Annotated in this window: 13 protein-coding genes; 7 read left to right on the forward strand and 6 right to left on the reverse strand. The window is 49.5% G+C overall.

Translation table 11 applies throughout. The features are described from left to right. The 4 genes from BUB16_RS14755 to rpsL form a co-directional block, all read right to left on the reverse strand. The coding region (locus BUB16_RS14755) for a GTP-binding protein (RefSeq protein WP_139240183.1) at positions 1 to 95 on the reverse strand (95 nt) is incomplete at its 3' end. Positions 96 to 116: 21 nt separating this feature from the next. After that, the gene (gene fusA / locus BUB16_RS14760) at positions 117 to 2,261 is read right to left on the reverse strand and encodes an elongation factor G (protein ID WP_073066104.1); all 2,145 of its coding nucleotides are present in this window, start codon (positions 2,259 to 2,261) and stop codon (positions 117 to 119) included. A 27-nt stretch (positions 2,262 to 2,288) separates the two neighbouring features. Next, the gene (gene rpsG / locus BUB16_RS14765) at positions 2,289 to 2,756 is read right to left on the reverse strand and encodes a 30S ribosomal protein S7 (RefSeq protein ID WP_073066107.1); all 468 of its coding nucleotides are present in this window, start codon (positions 2,754 to 2,756) and stop codon (positions 2,289 to 2,291) included. A gap of 37 nt (positions 2,757 to 2,793) precedes the next feature. Next, positions 2,794 to 3,165 carry a 30S ribosomal protein S12 gene (gene rpsL / locus BUB16_RS14770; RefSeq protein ID WP_073066110.1) on the reverse strand — a complete coding sequence of 124 codons (372 nt, stop codon included), beginning with the start codon at positions 3,163 to 3,165 and terminating at the stop codon, positions 2,794 to 2,796. Positions 3,166 to 3,360: 195 nt separating this feature from the next. Between rpsL and recG the strand changes: the two genes are divergently transcribed. Continuing rightward, positions 3,361 to 5,430: an ATP-dependent DNA helicase RecG gene (gene recG / locus BUB16_RS14775; protein WP_084088324.1), complete on the forward strand. Its 2,070-nt coding sequence runs from the start codon at positions 3,361 to 3,363 to the stop codon at positions 5,428 to 5,430. 160 nt (positions 5,431 to 5,590) lie between these two features. Here the strand turns inward: recG and BUB16_RS14780 are convergent, their stop codons facing one another. After that, positions 5,591 to 6,061 (reverse strand): DUF4112 domain-containing protein, encoded by a 471-nt coding sequence (locus tag BUB16_RS14780; RefSeq protein ID WP_073066115.1) that lies wholly within the window; start codon positions 6,059 to 6,061, stop codon positions 5,591 to 5,593. Positions 6,062 to 6,229: 168 nt separating this feature from the next. Continuing rightward, positions 6,230 to 8,050, reverse strand: coding sequence for a translational GTPase TypA (gene typA, locus BUB16_RS14785; RefSeq protein WP_073066118.1), 1,821 nt, complete (start codon positions 8,048 to 8,050; stop codon positions 6,230 to 6,232). 589 nt (positions 8,051 to 8,639) lie between these two features. Here typA and BUB16_RS14790 point away from each other — a divergent pair. The 6 genes from BUB16_RS14790 (at position 8,640) to BUB16_RS14815 (ending at position 15,506) form a co-directional block, all read left to right on the forward strand. Beyond that, entirely contained in the window at positions 8,640 to 9,416 is a 777-nt protein-coding gene (locus BUB16_RS14790) for an SDR family oxidoreductase (protein WP_073066121.1), read from the forward strand. A gap of 89 nt (positions 9,417 to 9,505) precedes the next feature. Continuing rightward, a complete protein-coding gene (locus BUB16_RS14795) occupies positions 9,506 to 9,928 on the forward strand; it encodes a secondary thiamine-phosphate synthase enzyme YjbQ (RefSeq protein ID WP_073066125.1) in 423 nt (140 codons plus the stop codon). Positions 9,929 to 9,944: 16 nt separating this feature from the next. Then, complete coding sequence (locus tag BUB16_RS14800; protein ID WP_084088325.1) at positions 9,945 to 10,607, forward strand: class I SAM-dependent methyltransferase; 663 nt, start codon at positions 9,945 to 9,947, stop codon at positions 10,605 to 10,607. Between the two features lie 7 nt (positions 10,608 to 10,614). Further along, positions 10,615 to 12,921: an FUSC family protein gene (locus tag BUB16_RS14805; RefSeq protein WP_073066128.1), complete on the forward strand. Its 2,307-nt coding sequence runs from the start codon at positions 10,615 to 10,617 to the stop codon at positions 12,919 to 12,921. Positions 12,922 to 13,282: 361 nt separating this feature from the next. Next, positions 13,283 to 13,909: a carbonic anhydrase gene (locus BUB16_RS14810; protein WP_073066131.1), complete on the forward strand. Its 627-nt coding sequence runs from the start codon at positions 13,283 to 13,285 to the stop codon at positions 13,907 to 13,909. 430 nt (positions 13,910 to 14,339) lie between these two features. Continuing rightward, positions 14,340 to 15,506, forward strand: a complete 1,167-nt coding sequence (locus BUB16_RS14815) for a 3-hydroxyacyl-CoA dehydrogenase NAD-binding domain-containing protein (protein ID WP_073066134.1) — start codon at positions 14,340 to 14,342, stop codon at positions 15,504 to 15,506. The last annotated feature ends 113 nt before the right edge of the window (positions 15,507 to 15,619 follow it).

The following is a 15,619-nucleotide window of genomic DNA, read 5'->3' on the forward strand; positions in this document are numbered from 1 at the left end:
ATCGCGGCCGTCAGCGTCGTCTTCCCGTGGTCCACGTGACCGATCGTTCCTATGTTTACATGAGGCTTATTGCGTTGAAATGTCTCTTTTGCCATAATTCTTTTTGTTAATGATGTTTATGCTCTGGATTCTATAATTTCTTTTTCGAGATTTTCGGGTACTGCCTTGTATTCAGCAAACTCCATTGAAGAAGTAGCACGGCCCTGAGTCATTGAGCGAAGGTCCGTTGTATAACCGAACATTTCGGATAATGGCACTTTAGCCCTGACTACTGAGCCCTCTTTGTTGTTATCCATCTTACCGATGATTCCACGCCGTCCATTCAGGTCACCAATCACGTCTCCCATATACTCTTCGGGAGTGATCACTTCTACATCCATAATGGGCTCCAGAATAGCCGGGCTGGCTTTTCGTGCTGAATTTCGAAACGCCAGCTTAGCACATAGCTCAAAGCTGAATGCATCCGAATCGACGTCGTGATAAGAGCCGTCAAACAAACGAACTCCGATATTCTGAACGGGATAATCAGCCTGAATTCCACCGCTCATGGCCTGTTTGAAACCCTTTTCCACGGAAGGAATGAATTCGCGGGGAATATTACCGCCAACAATCTCATCAACAAATTTAAACCCTTCACTTACAGAAACATTATTGTCTTCCTCGTCATATTCATCAAAATGATCGAGGGGACCAATTTCAAACTCCATATCAGCGAACTTACCGCGTCCACCGGACTGCTTCTTATAAATTTCGCGATGCTCTATGCTGGAGGTAATGGTTTCGCGGTACGACACCTGCGGTGCTCCCACATTAGCTTCGACCTTAAATTCACGCTTAAGCCGGTCTACAATAATTTCGAGGTGAAGCTCTCCCATACCGGCAATGGTTGTTTGCCCGGTCTCTTCATCCGTCTTTACCTCAAAAGTCGGGTCTTCCTCCGCAAGCTTAATAAGTCCCGTAGTCAGCTTTTCGGCGTCAGCCTTCGACTTGGGTTCAACGGCCAGTTTTATGACCGGCTCGGGAAAGGTAATCTCTTCGAGGAGAATAGGCTCATCAATATCGCAGAATGAATCTCCGGTGCGGACCTCCTTCACGCCAACCGCGGCCGCAATATCCCCGGCCCGGACAATGTCGAGATCCTTTTTGTCATTGGCATGCATCTCCAGGATACGGCCAATACGCTCTTTATTGCCGGTCGTGGCGTTATAGATATACGATCCTTTTTCAAGCGTTCCGGAGTAGACTCTGAAGAACGTCAGCTTCCCTACATAGGGATCCGACATAATCTTAAATGCGAGCGCCGAAAACGGCTCTTGCACGCTGGGCTTGCGCTCCAGCTTTTCATCATGATTTTCAGGATTCTTACCTACAATGGGAGGGATATCATAAGGACTCGGCATATATTTTATAACCTTGTCCAGCAGCGTCTGTACCCCCTTGTTCTTGAGTGCAGACCCACACATGACCGCCGTAATATCGCGATTCAAAGTAGCCTCACGAATGGCCTCTTCAACTTCTTCTTCACTAATTTCTTCATCCATAAGATACTTTTCCATCAAAGCATCATTATGGTCGGCAATAGCTTCAAGCATAATCTTGCGATACTCTTCAGCCTTTTCCTTCAAGTCTTCAGGAATGTCAATCTCCTCATATTCCATCCCAAGCGACTCTTCGTCCCATATAATACCGCGCATCTGGATAAGATCGACAACACCGCGGAACGTTTCCTCCACACCAATGGGAATCTGAATAGGAATAGGGTTCGCTTTCAGCTTCTCCCGCATTTCATCTACAACATTAAAAAAGTCGGCTCCCGTACGATCCATCTTGTTGACAAATGCCATACGGGGAACGTTGTATTTATTGGCCTGCCGCCAAACCGTCTCCGACTGGGGCTGTACCGCACCGACGGAATCAAAAACGCCGATTACGCCGTCAAGTACACGCAGAGAACGCTCGACCTCCACTGTAAAGTCAACGTGACCCGGGGTATCAATGATATTGATACGGTGATCCTTCCAGATACAGTGGGTGGCCGCAGAAGTAATGGTAATACCTCGTTCCTTCTCCTGCTCCATCCAGTCCATCTGAGAAGCGCCGTCGTGCGTTTCGCCTATGCGGTGGGTAATACCCGTGTAATAAAGGATGCGCTCGGTAATCGTTGTCTTACCGGCATCTACGTGTGCGGCAATCCCGATATTACGCGTCCGCTTTATCCGGTCTACAATTTCTGGATCTGTTTTCGTCTTCGTTTCAGCCATTACTATAAATTAATCTCTGTAAATCTTTTAGAATCTAAAATGGGCAAATGCCTTATTCGCTTCTGCCATGCGGTGTACCTCGTCTTTTTTTCGTACCGCGCCGCCTTCGTTATTGGAAGCATCCAACAGCTCCCGGGACAAACGCCGGGCCATTGACTTGTCATTGCGTCCCGAGGATGCATTAATAATCCATCGCATGCCCAGGGCCGTACCACGATCGGGACGCACTTCAACCGGCACCTGGTAAGTGGAACCGCCCACGCGCCGGGACCGAACCTCAACGACCGGCGATACATTGCTAAGGGCATTTTTAAATACTTCCATACCCTCTTCACCGGTCTGTTCTTCAATAATTTCAAAAGCCTGATAGAGAATTTTGCGGGCTACGTTCTTCTTGCCGTCTCTCATCAGATTATTTACAAACCGCGTGACCAGCTTGTCGCCAAAAACCGGGTCCGGCTGAACATCACGCTTATCTGCTGTTTTTCTTCTCATATTCCTATCGGTTTAATTCCCACTCAACAATAACTGCTTAATTCGGTTTTTTGGTACCATAGAGACTACGGCCCTGTTTGCGATCTTCTACGCCGGCCGTATCGAGGGTGCCGCGCACGATATGATATCGCACCCCGGGCAAATCCTTCACCCTGCCTCCGCGAACAAGCACAATACTATGCTCCTGCAGGTTATGTCCCTCTCCCGGGATATAAGCCGTTACTTCATAACCATTTGTTAACCGCACACGGGCCACCTTGCGCAAAGCCGAATTTGGCTTTTTAGGCGTAGTAGTGTAAACTCGTACACAAACCCCGCGTTTTTGCGGACAGTTTTCCAAAGCAGGAGACGTGGTTTTACTCTGCTTGGTTTTTCTACCTTTACGAATAAGTTGTTGTATTGTAGGCACTATTTAAACGCTTAATTGATTTTTCGGTCGAACAAGAGTTGCCAATGATAAGGAATTATGCGGTAATATTGCAAGAAAAAACCACCTTTTTCTTTTCTTTTTTCCGTCAGGGATTCATTTCTTTAGATGAGCGGGTCAAACCTGCTCAAGATCCCATAAATTAGTAGTATATTAATATATATCAGTATATCTATTTTGAAATTAATTGATCTGCCCGGCTTAAATACAAAACGGATAAAGGCTCTCTCTGAGAGCGGGATCCACAGCATCCTCGACCTGCTGAATTTCTTTCCCCGCAGGTATATCGACCGTACAACCGTCTCTCCCATCCAATCGCTCAGCGGCTCCGGGGAAGAGACTACGGTAGTGGGACGAATCAAGAAAATCCAACAAAAGGGCTATGGACGGAAAAAACGCCTGGAGGTTATTATTCAGGACAATACGGCTGCCCTGAAAGGCGTCTGGTTCAAGGGCGGACATTATATAAGGAAGCAGTTTTCAGAGGATCAACTGGTGGCGTTTTTCGGGAAGGCTAAACAATATGGGCGCTATCTCTCCATGGCCCATCCTGAGGTGGATACCCTTGGCGATGAATCGGAAGTAGAGAATCTCCAGCAAATTGTGCCGATTTACCCGGGAAACAAATCCTTCTCAAAGACCTATATTAACAGTAAACTGATCCACCGCTGGCAGCAGATGATTCTCAAGCACGAAAGCCCGCCGGAATTCCTGCCGGATGGCATACTCAAAGAGCATCAGCTTCCCGTCCGGCATAAAGCCTACCGCATGATTCATCTTCCTGCATCCGAGTCGGACTACAAAATGGCCTTTAAACGGTTTAAATTTGAAGAACTGTTCCTGTTTGAACTGAGCGTTGCCAAAATGAAACATGAGGTTATTGAAAAGCAACAAGGACACCTGTTCGCGGATCTCGGCAATTATACCCGTCGTTTTTTTAACGAAGAGCTGCCTTTTGAACTAACAGAGGGACAGGCTTCGGCGCTTTCGGATATCAAACAGGATGTACGGTCGGGCAAGCAGATGAACCGGCTGATCCAGGGCGATGTGGGCTCCGGGAAAACGGTCGTGGCGATCGGTGCTATCCTGATGGCCCTCGACAACGGCTTCCAGGCGGCATTCATGGCCCCTACCGAAATACTGGCGGAGCAGCATTTTCGCACGCTTTCGGAGTTCCTGGATCCGCTGGATATAACGATCCGCCTGCTGGTGGGCAAGCAAAAAAACAGCCTGCGAACCGATATACTGACCGATATTGAGGGGGGCGCCTGTAATGTGGTCGTGGGGACCCACGCCGTCATACAGCAGGAGGTCAGTTTTCACCGGCTGGGACTGGCGGTCATTGACGAGCAGCACCGGTTCGGGGTAAGGCAGCGGGCGGAAATCCTGACGAAAGGCTCTCATCCCCATGTGCTTGTGATGTCGGCGACCCCTATCCCGCGCTCATTGGCGATGACGCTGTATAGCGACCTGGATATCTCTGTTATCAAGGGACTACCCGGGGGACGAAAACCGGTGAGGACGGCCGTTCGTACCCAAAAGAAACACCAGGCTATTTACAATTTTATGGAGCAGGAGCTGGCCGACGGCGGACAGGCGTACGTGGTCTACCCGCTGGTGGAGGAATCGGAAAAGATGGATCTCAAGGACGCCACGGCCGGATATGAAAAACTCAAAAACCGTTTTGCCGATTTTAATGTGGGATTGATACACGGTCAGATGAAATCGGAAGAAAAGGATGCGGTGATGCAGCAATTTGTTGCAAACCAGATCCAGGTGCTGGTTTCTACAACGGTCATCGAGGTGGGAGTGGATGTCCCCAACGCCAGTATTATGATTGTTGAACACGCCGAGCGCTTTGGCCTCTCCCAGCTGCACCAGCTGCGGGGACGTATTGGCCGGGGCCAGCGCCAAAGCTATTGTATCCTGGTACACGGACAAAAGGTAAGCAAAGAGGGTCGATTCCGGCTGCGGAAAATGTCTGAAACGAACGACGGTTTTGAAATTGCGGAGGCCGATCTGAAGCTCAGGGGTCCCGGGGATTTCCTGGGGACCAAACAGAGCGGGCTCCCGGAATTTGAGGTGGCTGATATCATCGAAGACCAGTGGATCCTGGAGCAGGCTAAATCTGCGGCCTGGCAGCTGATGGCGGAAGATCCCGATTTAGCCCGGCCGAACCACCGGGAACTCAAAAAGGTATTTGTGCCCTACTATAAAGAGAGGAGCCGGTTTTACGGGATGGGGTAGATTTCAAAAATTTAAAATTGGGGATTGGAGGTGGCAATCAGCGCAGAAGTTTTTCAGAAATCTTTAGCTGTCGGTCTCATTTAAATAAATTCATGCAACATTGGATTGAAATTAAATCAGCGAGCAACCTTCCGCTAAAAGAGCGGCAAGGTCCCCATTTTTAAAAAATAGCTCCGAAAACAGCGGCAATCAGCCAGCCTATCAATACCAGCAAAGCGATGATCGTCCCTATCACGCCGATAGCGACAGCCCAAAGCATCCAGCGGCTGTGGCGTTCGGTGGCCGCGGCATCCTGCCGGTACTCTTCCAGGAGTTCGGCATTGCGGTTATTGGCCTTCCAGCCCACATCAAACAGGTCGCCCAGCAGTGGAATCGCCCCAATCACGACATCCAGCAATATATTAAATCCCATCCGGAGCAGTACCGGGGGCGCCAGGCGCGCATTCACGCCCATCACAATAAAGTAGGTGGAGATCATGCCGGCGATCCAATCACCCGCGCCGGGAATGAGACTGATAATCGGGTCCAAACCAAACCGGATATTGGTGCCCGGAATCGTAAAACGGCTGTCGAGCCACTCGGCGAGTTTCCGGGCATGAGGAGATTGTGATCGTTGTGTATTTTGGGCCATTTTAAAAATCCGATATAAGAATCTTTGAAAAACCAGGAGTTTTAGTCAGTATCAACCCCTGATCGTATTTAAAACCACACCATATACTGCCATATGTGAAGATTTTAAAAGCGCGAAAATGCAGAGATTGATCAAAAGTACCGTTTTGCAAAGGGCTCGATAACTTCCTTACGCAAACTCCTTCCGCTTCTCGGCCCGTTTTCGCTCATTGGGATCCAGGTACATTTTGCGGATGCGCAGGCTCTTCGGAGTAACCTCCAGCAGCTCATCGTTGTCAATAAATTCAATATGCTGCTCCAGGCTCATCTTCCGGGCCGGGGCAATCTTCACGGCATCCGCACTTTGGGTCGCCCGGTGGTTAGTAAGATTCTTTTTCTTCACCACATTCACCACCATATCATCCGACCGGTTGTTGATCCCGACCACCTGTCCCTGGTACACCGAGTCGCCCGGCTCCACCAGAAACACCCCCCGGTCCTGCAGTCCTTCAAGAGCATAGCTGGTTACCTCTCCCTTTTCCAGGGCAATAAGCACTCCGCTGTTACGGCCCGGTATTTGGCCCGCAAAAGGCTCGTAGCTGTCAAACTGCTGGTGCATGATGCCCGTGCCGCGCGTTTCTGTCAGCATCTCGCCGCGGAACCCGATAAGTCCCCGGGAAGGGACCTTGAACGTAAGACGGTTGTTTTCCCCTTCCTGGGTCATCGAGGTCATAATACCCTTGCGCTGCTGCAGGTTGTCAATCACGCGGTTGCTGTAATCCTGGTGTACATCCACCACTACCTCCTCAAAAGGTTCGTGGCGCTGTCCGTCCACTTCTTTGTACAGCACTTCGGGACGCGAAACGGCAAACTCATAGCCTTCCCGCCGCATGGTCTCTGTCAGTATCGCCAACTGAAGTTCGCCGCGACCGGAAACTTTGAATATGTCCGGATCTTCGGTCTGTTCCACCTGTATAGATACATTGGTGCGAATCTCGCGCATCAGGCGGTCTTTAATCATATTCGAGGTTACATACTCGCCCTCCAGTCCCGCAAAAGGAGAATCATTCACGCGAAAGAACATCGCCATCGTCGGCTGGTCGATATCGTAATAGTCGATGGACGTCATATCGGATACATCCGTAAGGGTATCGCCGATATCCACTTTCTCATATCCCGCCAGGGCAAAGATATCCCCCGCCACGGCTTTATCCACCGGCTCGCGTTTGAGTCCTGTGAAGGTAAACAGTTTGGTCGCGCGGGCTTTTTCCTTGAGTTCCCCGTTGCGATTCAGCAACGCAATCTGCTGGTTCACCTCGATGGTGCCCTGCTCCACACGCCCGATCGCAATACGTCCCACATAGTCGTTCCAGTCGATACTGCTGACCAGCATCTTAAAGGGAGCGTCCACATTCTGCTCGGGGGGCGGAATTCGCTCTATAATGGTTTCAAACAGCGGCACCAGGTCTTCGTTGTCATCCTCAAGCTCATACTTCGCAATGCCATTGATGCCTTCCGCATAGATGATGGGAAAATCAAGCTGCTCATTCGTAGCATCCAGCATCACAAAGAGGTCGAAAATTTCGTTTAATACGGCATCGGGACGCGCATCCTTTCGGTCAATCTTATTGATCACGACAATAGGCTCATATCCCATCTGCAGCGACTTCCGGAGCACGAATTTAGTCTGGGGCAGCGGTCCCTCTGCCGCATCAACAAGGATGATGACCCCGTTGACCATCTTCAGGATCCGCTCCACTTCCCCGCCGAAATCGGCGTGGCCGGGCGTATCCACGATATTAATTTTGGTATCATCCCATTTAACGGCCGTATTTTTGGAACTGATGGTGATGCCTTTTTCCTTCTCCAGATCCCCGGAGTCCATCACCCGTTCGGCCACTTCCTCATTTTCACGGAACGTGCCGCTCTGCCTCAGCATTTGATCGACCAGCGTCGTTTTACCATGATCAACGTGAGCAATGATGGCAATGTTTCTAAGTTCCTGATACATAAAAAATAGATATTGTTTTAATATGGCTGTATTAAGCGTCCTTTTAACCGGGATTAACCTTCAGGCGAGACGGGTATTACAGCGCACGAAAAATAGTGGTTTGATTCTCGAAGCGAAGACTTCCGTCTATAGTTTCGAGCGTGCAAAGATACGGTTTTATTTGCATAATTCATTATATCGATTGCTTCTTTTTTTATGGCACCGCGTCTGCTACGCCCGTTCCGGATGAATTCCAGCAAGTTCTGTGCTCCATTGCCTGTATTTCGGGCAGCGCGTTAACGCTAAGCCTTTTAATACTAATGAATTATGATTATTTATAGATATACGCTAACCTGATCCCCTTTATAGGGGCTTTGGGGGACCGCTGCTATAAGAAGCAACGTAATGATATGCTCGGTATTGCAGCGCCGGTCGAATCCGGCAAGTGGGCTAGCGGATAGTGCATCAGGAGGCGGAGGGTCCAGGGGATCGCTCCGGGAGGCTGACAAGGGGTTTCCTGACTCGCTAACCCGTTTTCTGGCATGAATGGCGTGGAACAGTTACCTTAATAATCTTCGCCAGAAATAAAAACTTCATTATTATCACCACCATGGATTTAGAAATTAATAACCAACGATTTATCGTATGTGGAGCCAGCAGCGGGTTCGGACGCGCTATCGCTGAACGGCTGCTCCGGGAAAATGCTTCGGTTATTGCCGTAGCCCGGCGCGAGGAAAAACTGCAGGAGTTACAAGATGATTTCGGGGACCGGGTCGTCATTGTAACAGGAAACCTGCTGCAGGAAAGCACGCATAATGATATTGAAGGCGCAATCGGCAATAATCCCCTGCATGGCGTGGTATTCAACGCCGGCGGTCCCCCGGCCCTCACCCCCCTTGAAACGGCAATGCCCGACTGGGATAAAGCATATGAGAATGTGACCCGCTGGAAAATCGAGCTCTCCCAACGACTGGTCTCTTATTTTACCAAAGAGCATTACGGCCGTATGCTTTTTGTTGAAAGCAAGTCGGTTAAGCAACCGATTCCCAGCCTTGTTCTGAGCAACGCCTTCCGTGCCGCGGTAGTGGCGTACGCAAAATCACTCTCCACTGAAATCGCCAGGCAGGGTATCACGGTCAATGTACTGGCCCCCGGCTCGCACGACACGCCCGCAATCGAACGCGTGATCCGGAAAAAAGCTGATGAATCCGATCAATCCTTTGATGAGGTCAAAGAGGCTATGGAAGCCAGTGTGCCTGTGGGACGTTTTGGCAAGGCAGAAGAAATTGCTTCTCTGGCAGCATGGCTGCTTTCTCCACACGCCGGCTACGTAACGGGGCAGACGATCAGCCACGACGGCGGCAGTATCAAAGGCATTTTCGGCTGATGCAGTTATAAGTTATCAAAACCAACTAATACTGCCTGCCTGAGACAAAATTAATTTCTAATTTTGCATTTTTAATTTTTAATTAAAAAATGTGGTTCCAACAACAGATAACGCTTTCTCCCAAATCAAGAGGATTCCATATCATTACGGATGAAATACTCGAAGAGATTCCCGAGATCAAACAGATCCGGGCGGGACTTGCGCACATTTTCATCCAGCATACCAGCGCCAGCGTGACGATTAATGAGAATGCCGACCCCTCTGTGCGGCGAGACTTTGCCTCCCATTTCAAACGGATGGTGCCGGAAGATACCTCCATGTATGAACACACCCTGGAAGGTCCCGACGACATGACCTCGCATATCAAAAGCTCACTGCTCGGCTGCTCGGTCAGTATTCCTGTCACCGGGGGGACCCTCAACCTGGGTACATGGCAGGGCATCTATCTGTGCGAACATCGTAATAACGGAGGGCCTCGAAAATTGGTGGTGACACTGCAGGGCGAATCATAATATTAAAATTTAACCGATGAAAGAATTGAGCGAAGCTGAAATACGGGAGCTTGCGGGGCAGTTACGGTCGCCGCAAGGCGAACAAGGGATTGATGTCGGCCAAAAAATGCATGAAACCAATATCAATATGACCATGGCCGGGGTCGATGCCCTTAAACTTGTCAAGGGTGATATATTGTTGGAAATCGGTCATGGCAACGCCAGCCATGTAAAGCAAACGCTCAACCGGGACCACGGACTCCACTATGCGGGGCTTGACATCTCTGAGACCATGCATGAGGAAGCCCGGCGGATCAATTCCGCACTCATTGATCGCGGACACGCTTCTTTTCACCTATATGGAGGAGAGACATTCCCCTTCCCGGATAACCTTTTCCATAAGATAATGACCGTCAACACCATCTACTTTTGGGACCGACCCAGTGCTATTTTGGAAGAAGCTCACCGTGTTCTCAAGCCGGAGGGACTCCTTAGCATCGTCTTTGCACAGAAATCGTTTATGGAAGAACTGCCCTTCGTGGAATATGGGTTCCGGCTCTATGACAATAATGATATCGAACGACTGGTGGAACAAACCTTATTTGAAATTATCCATACTCAAACGGTAACTGAACAAGTTGAAAGCAAGGACGGATCACAAGTCGAACGAACGTTTACCACTATAACACTGAAGGGATAAACCATACGTGTCTACCCCCATACCGTCCAAATTCCGACAGGCCATCGCTTATCTTCGGGAAGTTTTCCGGGATGAACAGTTTTACCTGAGCCTGCGCCATACCATAGGCGCATTTATTCCCCTCATTCTCTGTGAGTTACTCGGGTATGAAACGATCGGGCTCGAAATGATGCTCGGCGCCTTCTTCGTATCAGCGGTTGATATCGCCGGAACCTTCCGCTCCAAAGCGACGGCGCTTCTCATCACAACCGCTATTTCGATCACCATCACCTTTACTGTTCTTATGGCCGGCAGCAGCCTATTGCTCATGCTGCCCCTGCTCTTCATATTTATCTTTGGACTTGCCTATATCTCCCCGTTCAGCCTGCGCTATACGCTGATGGGCGTCATGGGCTATATTGCTATTATCCTGGCGGTCAGCATGATCGATCGTTTTAACAGTGTTGAGGAAATTCTCCGGCACTGTTTCCTGCTACTCTGCGGGTCACTCTGGTACTTCCTTTTTGCCATGGTTATCCACTGGTTTGCACGAACACGGGAAATAAACCGGCGGATTGCCGAGTGCACACGGGAAACGGCGCAGTATTTTCAGCAGCGGCTGGCCCTGCTGGAATCCGGAACCGACCATGAACAGGGGCTGCTGGAATTGGCCCGGCTTCAACAAAAGCTCAGTGAAACCCAGGAAAGTGTCCGGGAGCTGTTGTTTAGCGATACCTCCCTGCTTTCCGGCCGGAGCTCCGAACGCCGGCGGTTTTATCTGATCTTTATTGAGCTGGTCGACATGCACGAGCTGGCAATGGCCACTCCTGTCGACTACCCTAAAATCCGGAAGCTCCTGCACCGTTATCCGGAGTATGATATTATTCGATCGATTATTGGCCGCGTCCACCAGGAAATGCAAAACCTGGCGGATATACTGCTGCGTGACGCAGAGTATGCCGGACATCTCCAGCCGGATGAGGAGCTGGACCAGCTTCATAATCAGCTTTTGGAGCTGAAGGAGCAGGTATTGCAGGAAGAAAGTGAGGAGGAGGAAGCCTATCACACCCTGCGGCGCATCGAGCTGTACCTGCATCGCCAGCTCCGGAAAGTGGAAGTGATTCAAAATGCGGTCCTGAACCGGAAAACGTATGAAGAAGAGGAAGAGATAAAGCAAGCCGCCTCCACCGATGTTTCTACCGGGGATCTTCCCCGCTTTGTAACTCCGAACCCGCTCAACTGGAGCAGTTTCATCGACAATCTGAGCTTTGAATCCAGCTACTTTCGATATGCCCTGCGTACGGCTACGACGGCTGTCGCCGGGTATGCGTTGGCTGACTTTCTTCAGTTCCAGAATGCCTACTGGGTACTTCTGACCGTGCTTGTGGTGATGAAACCGGGTTATGGCGTAACGCGCGAGCGTTTTTACCACCGCATTGCCGGAACGCTGATCGGGGCCCTCATAGCCTATGGACTCTACCAGCTGGATCCCTCTCATGTGATGTCGTTAATCATTTACGGGGTCTCCCTCACGCTCGCTTTTACCTTTGTGATCCGTAATTATATTGTAGCTTCCACCTTCTTTACGATCTTTGTGATCTTTTTGTACAGCTTTCTGAACCGGGAAATTCCCTCCATGGTGGTCTTTCGCGTGGTCGACACGCTTTTGGGGGCCGGACTGGTCATTTTAGCTATCCGGTACCTCTGGCCCTACTGGGAACACCAGCAGTTTCCGGTTCTGTTGCGCAAGTCCCTGCAGGCCAACAAAGTCTATCTGCAAAAAGTGCTTAACCATCTGTTTGAAGGCACGTTCCGGGAGACGGATTACCGGCTGGCCCGCAAAAAAGCATATGTGGATATGGCCAATCTGGTCTCCTCTTATTACCGGCTGATGGGCGATCCCGAGTCTAAACGACAAAATGCCGAATTTTCATATGATCTGGCCCTGCTGAGCTATATGATGCTCTCCACGACCACTTCGCTGGGGATTTTTGTGCAACAACACCGGCAGCAGTCCTTTGACTACCGGGAATTTCGGGTTATCGGAGAAGGAATTATCACCAATCTGGACTTTTCCATCAGTGGACTCGAGCAAGCAACAGAATTACAGCAGTCAGCGTCGGCAATATCCAAATCCGAAAATATAGAACAGGCTGGTAATGATCTGACGCGGCAGCTCCGGCAGCTCAAACAACAGATCAGCAAACAGCCACCCGACCGGCGGAACCAGACCTATATAAAATATGCTCAACTCAACTATCTGAGCCGGCAGCTGGGATGGATGCTTGAGCTCAGCCGCACGGTAGCCAAACATGCCAGACAGCCCGACGAATGAGCTCACCACCATTTTCTCTTGCTAAAAAGCGCTAAAATTAGTAGGCTTTTAGCCGAATATATCAGCGTGGATAGTGGATATAAGTTTTAGCCTGGATTATTCACAAAGAAATTTGATTGTGGGCAAGGCGGAGTGGAAATGGAGTCGGCAAGGTACTTTCCTGCCTGGAGTATCCTGAGCATCTATTTCAACTCCAACCCGGCACAGGAGCAAATATTGTAGTCGTTACTTTAATTATTCAAAAAGAAAACTTAGCTATATGCCAAGGCTTTAAAAAATAATAGGAAAATGAATGGCTCCTTATTATTCATGAATAATTCAGGTTAGCAGTAAACAAAAAGCACAAAAGAATAACATTACCATGGATATTGATCAAATTTTTGATAATAATCGCCAGTGGGTTTCGGAAAAACTGGAACGGGACGAACAGTATTTTAAAAATCTGTCTAAGGGACAAAATCCGGATATCCTGTACATTGGCTGCTCTGACAGCCGGGTGACTGCGGAACAGCTCATGGGCGCTCATCCCGGGGACGTTTTTGTACACCGGAATATTGCCAATATGGTGCCCAATACCGACCTGAGTGCCATGTCAGTCATAGATTATGCCGTTACCCACCTTGAAGTCGGTCACGTGGTAGTATGCGGACATTATTACTGCGGCGGGGTGAAGGCGGCTATGCAGCCCGATGATCTGGGTCCCCTGAATCCATGGCTGCGGAATATCAGGGACGTGTATCGCCTCCATAAGGAGGAACTTGACGGCATGGCCGAGGAGGAGGAACGGTACAAGCGGCTGGTTGAGCTCAATGTACAGGAGCAGTGTATTAATGTGCTGAAAACTGCTGAGGTTCAAAAAGCATATGACGAACAATCCATCCAGGTCCACGGCTGGGTGTTTGATATACACAGCGGCAAGCTCATTGATCTCGAGGTGGACACTGACGAAATATTGGAGGACATCGGGGAGATATACCGGCTTTCCTGATCAGCGGCGTAAACTATCTCCTGCTTTTCTATTGCTTTAGCTGCGTAGATCGCATCATTCAAGGTAATGGGTAAGGAAACAGACAATTCAAGCGCCAACTTTGAAATGTCTGCATATTCAACAATCCTATACAGGAGCTTATGTCTTTTTTTGTTTTCTGCTGATGCCTCATCTTTTAATGGGTATCTGTTTTGTTGGTTTTCGGATTGAAACCGTTATTTTGCAGCCAAATTTTAAAGAAGTCTTTGTAAAATTGTGCTTTTGGTCAATGTCGGAGTTATCGGCCGGTTGAAATTCTCGCATATGGGCGATATGCTGCAACGGCAATCTTCCGCTGGCCTCGATCCTGAACAAACCCTTTGGTTTTTCAAAGACTTCTTAAAAAGAAAATAAACTTCATATAGCAACATATAATATAATAGTAACTAGTATGGACAGGGAAATCATCGGAGTTGTGGGAGCCGGAACTATGGGACAGGGTATTGCACAGGTTGCAGCCGGTTGCCGTCATAAGGTATATCTCTACGATGCCTATCCCGATCAACTGGGAAAAGCCAGGCACGCGCTGCGAACAACGCTGCAGCGGCAGGTTAAGAAAGATCGCATGCTCCAACAAGAAGTGGACGACATTATGGATCGCATCCATTTTGTAGAAGACCTGACAGGCTACGGCCAGTGCAACCTGGTGGTTGAAGCTGTTGTGGAAGACCTGAAAATCAAGCAGGATACCTTTCGACGCCTGGAAGGTATTGTATCCCATGATTGTATCCTTGCCACAAATACCTCTTCCCTCTCCATTGCGTCCCTTTCATCGGTCCTGAAAAAACCGACCCGGTTCCTGGGCACGCACTTCTTTAACCCCGCCCCCCGTATTCCGCTTGTGGAAATTGTGCCCGGCTTGTCCACCACAGCCATGACCGTTAAAAAAGCCCGTACGGTGGTTGACGGTTGGGACAAATGCACCGTTTTGGCTAAAGATACGCCCGGATTTATTGTCAACCGGGTGGCACGGCCCTTTTACGGCGAAGCCCTGCGCCAGCTTGAAGAGGGAGTGGCCGATGTGCCTACCATCGACTGGGCAATGAAGGAGATCGGCGGCTTTAAAATGGGTCCCTTCCAGCTGATGGATTTGATTGGGAACGATATTAATTACAAGGTTAGCAAGACTATCTTCGAGGAGTTTTTTTACGACCCGCGCTTCAAGCCCTCTTTTACGCAAAAACGGATGGTTGAAGCCGGCCACCTGGGCAGGAAATCGGGCAAGGGATTTTATGAGTACGGCGACAACGCAATAAAGCGGGATCCCATTAAAGATCAGGACGTTGGCCAACAGGTCGTGAACCGCATCCTCGCCATGCTCATCAATGAAGCGGCAGATGCCGTTTTTATGAATATTGCCACCGTGGAAGAGGTGGACTTAGCCATGACCAAAGGCGTACAATATCCCAAAGGTCCGCTCGAATGGGCCGATGAACTCGGGCTCAGGAATGTGCTGGATCGCCTTACCGGCCTGCAGACAGAATACCGCGAGGACCGGTACCGTCCGAATCCGTTGTTGAAAAGAATGGTCAGGAATAATGAGCCGTTTTATGGATGAAATACCGGAATGCGGGAGTGCAGGAGTGTAGAATTTTGTAGTTTGAATCCGGACTTCTGCATTCAACATACCTAAATCGTTATATTATTGTTTCACGAAGAACCCCAAAAGAT

It is taken from the genome of Fodinibius roseus, from assembly GCF_900129315.1.
GTDB lineage: Bacteria > Bacteroidota > Rhodothermia > Balneolales > Balneolaceae > Fodinibius > Fodinibius roseus.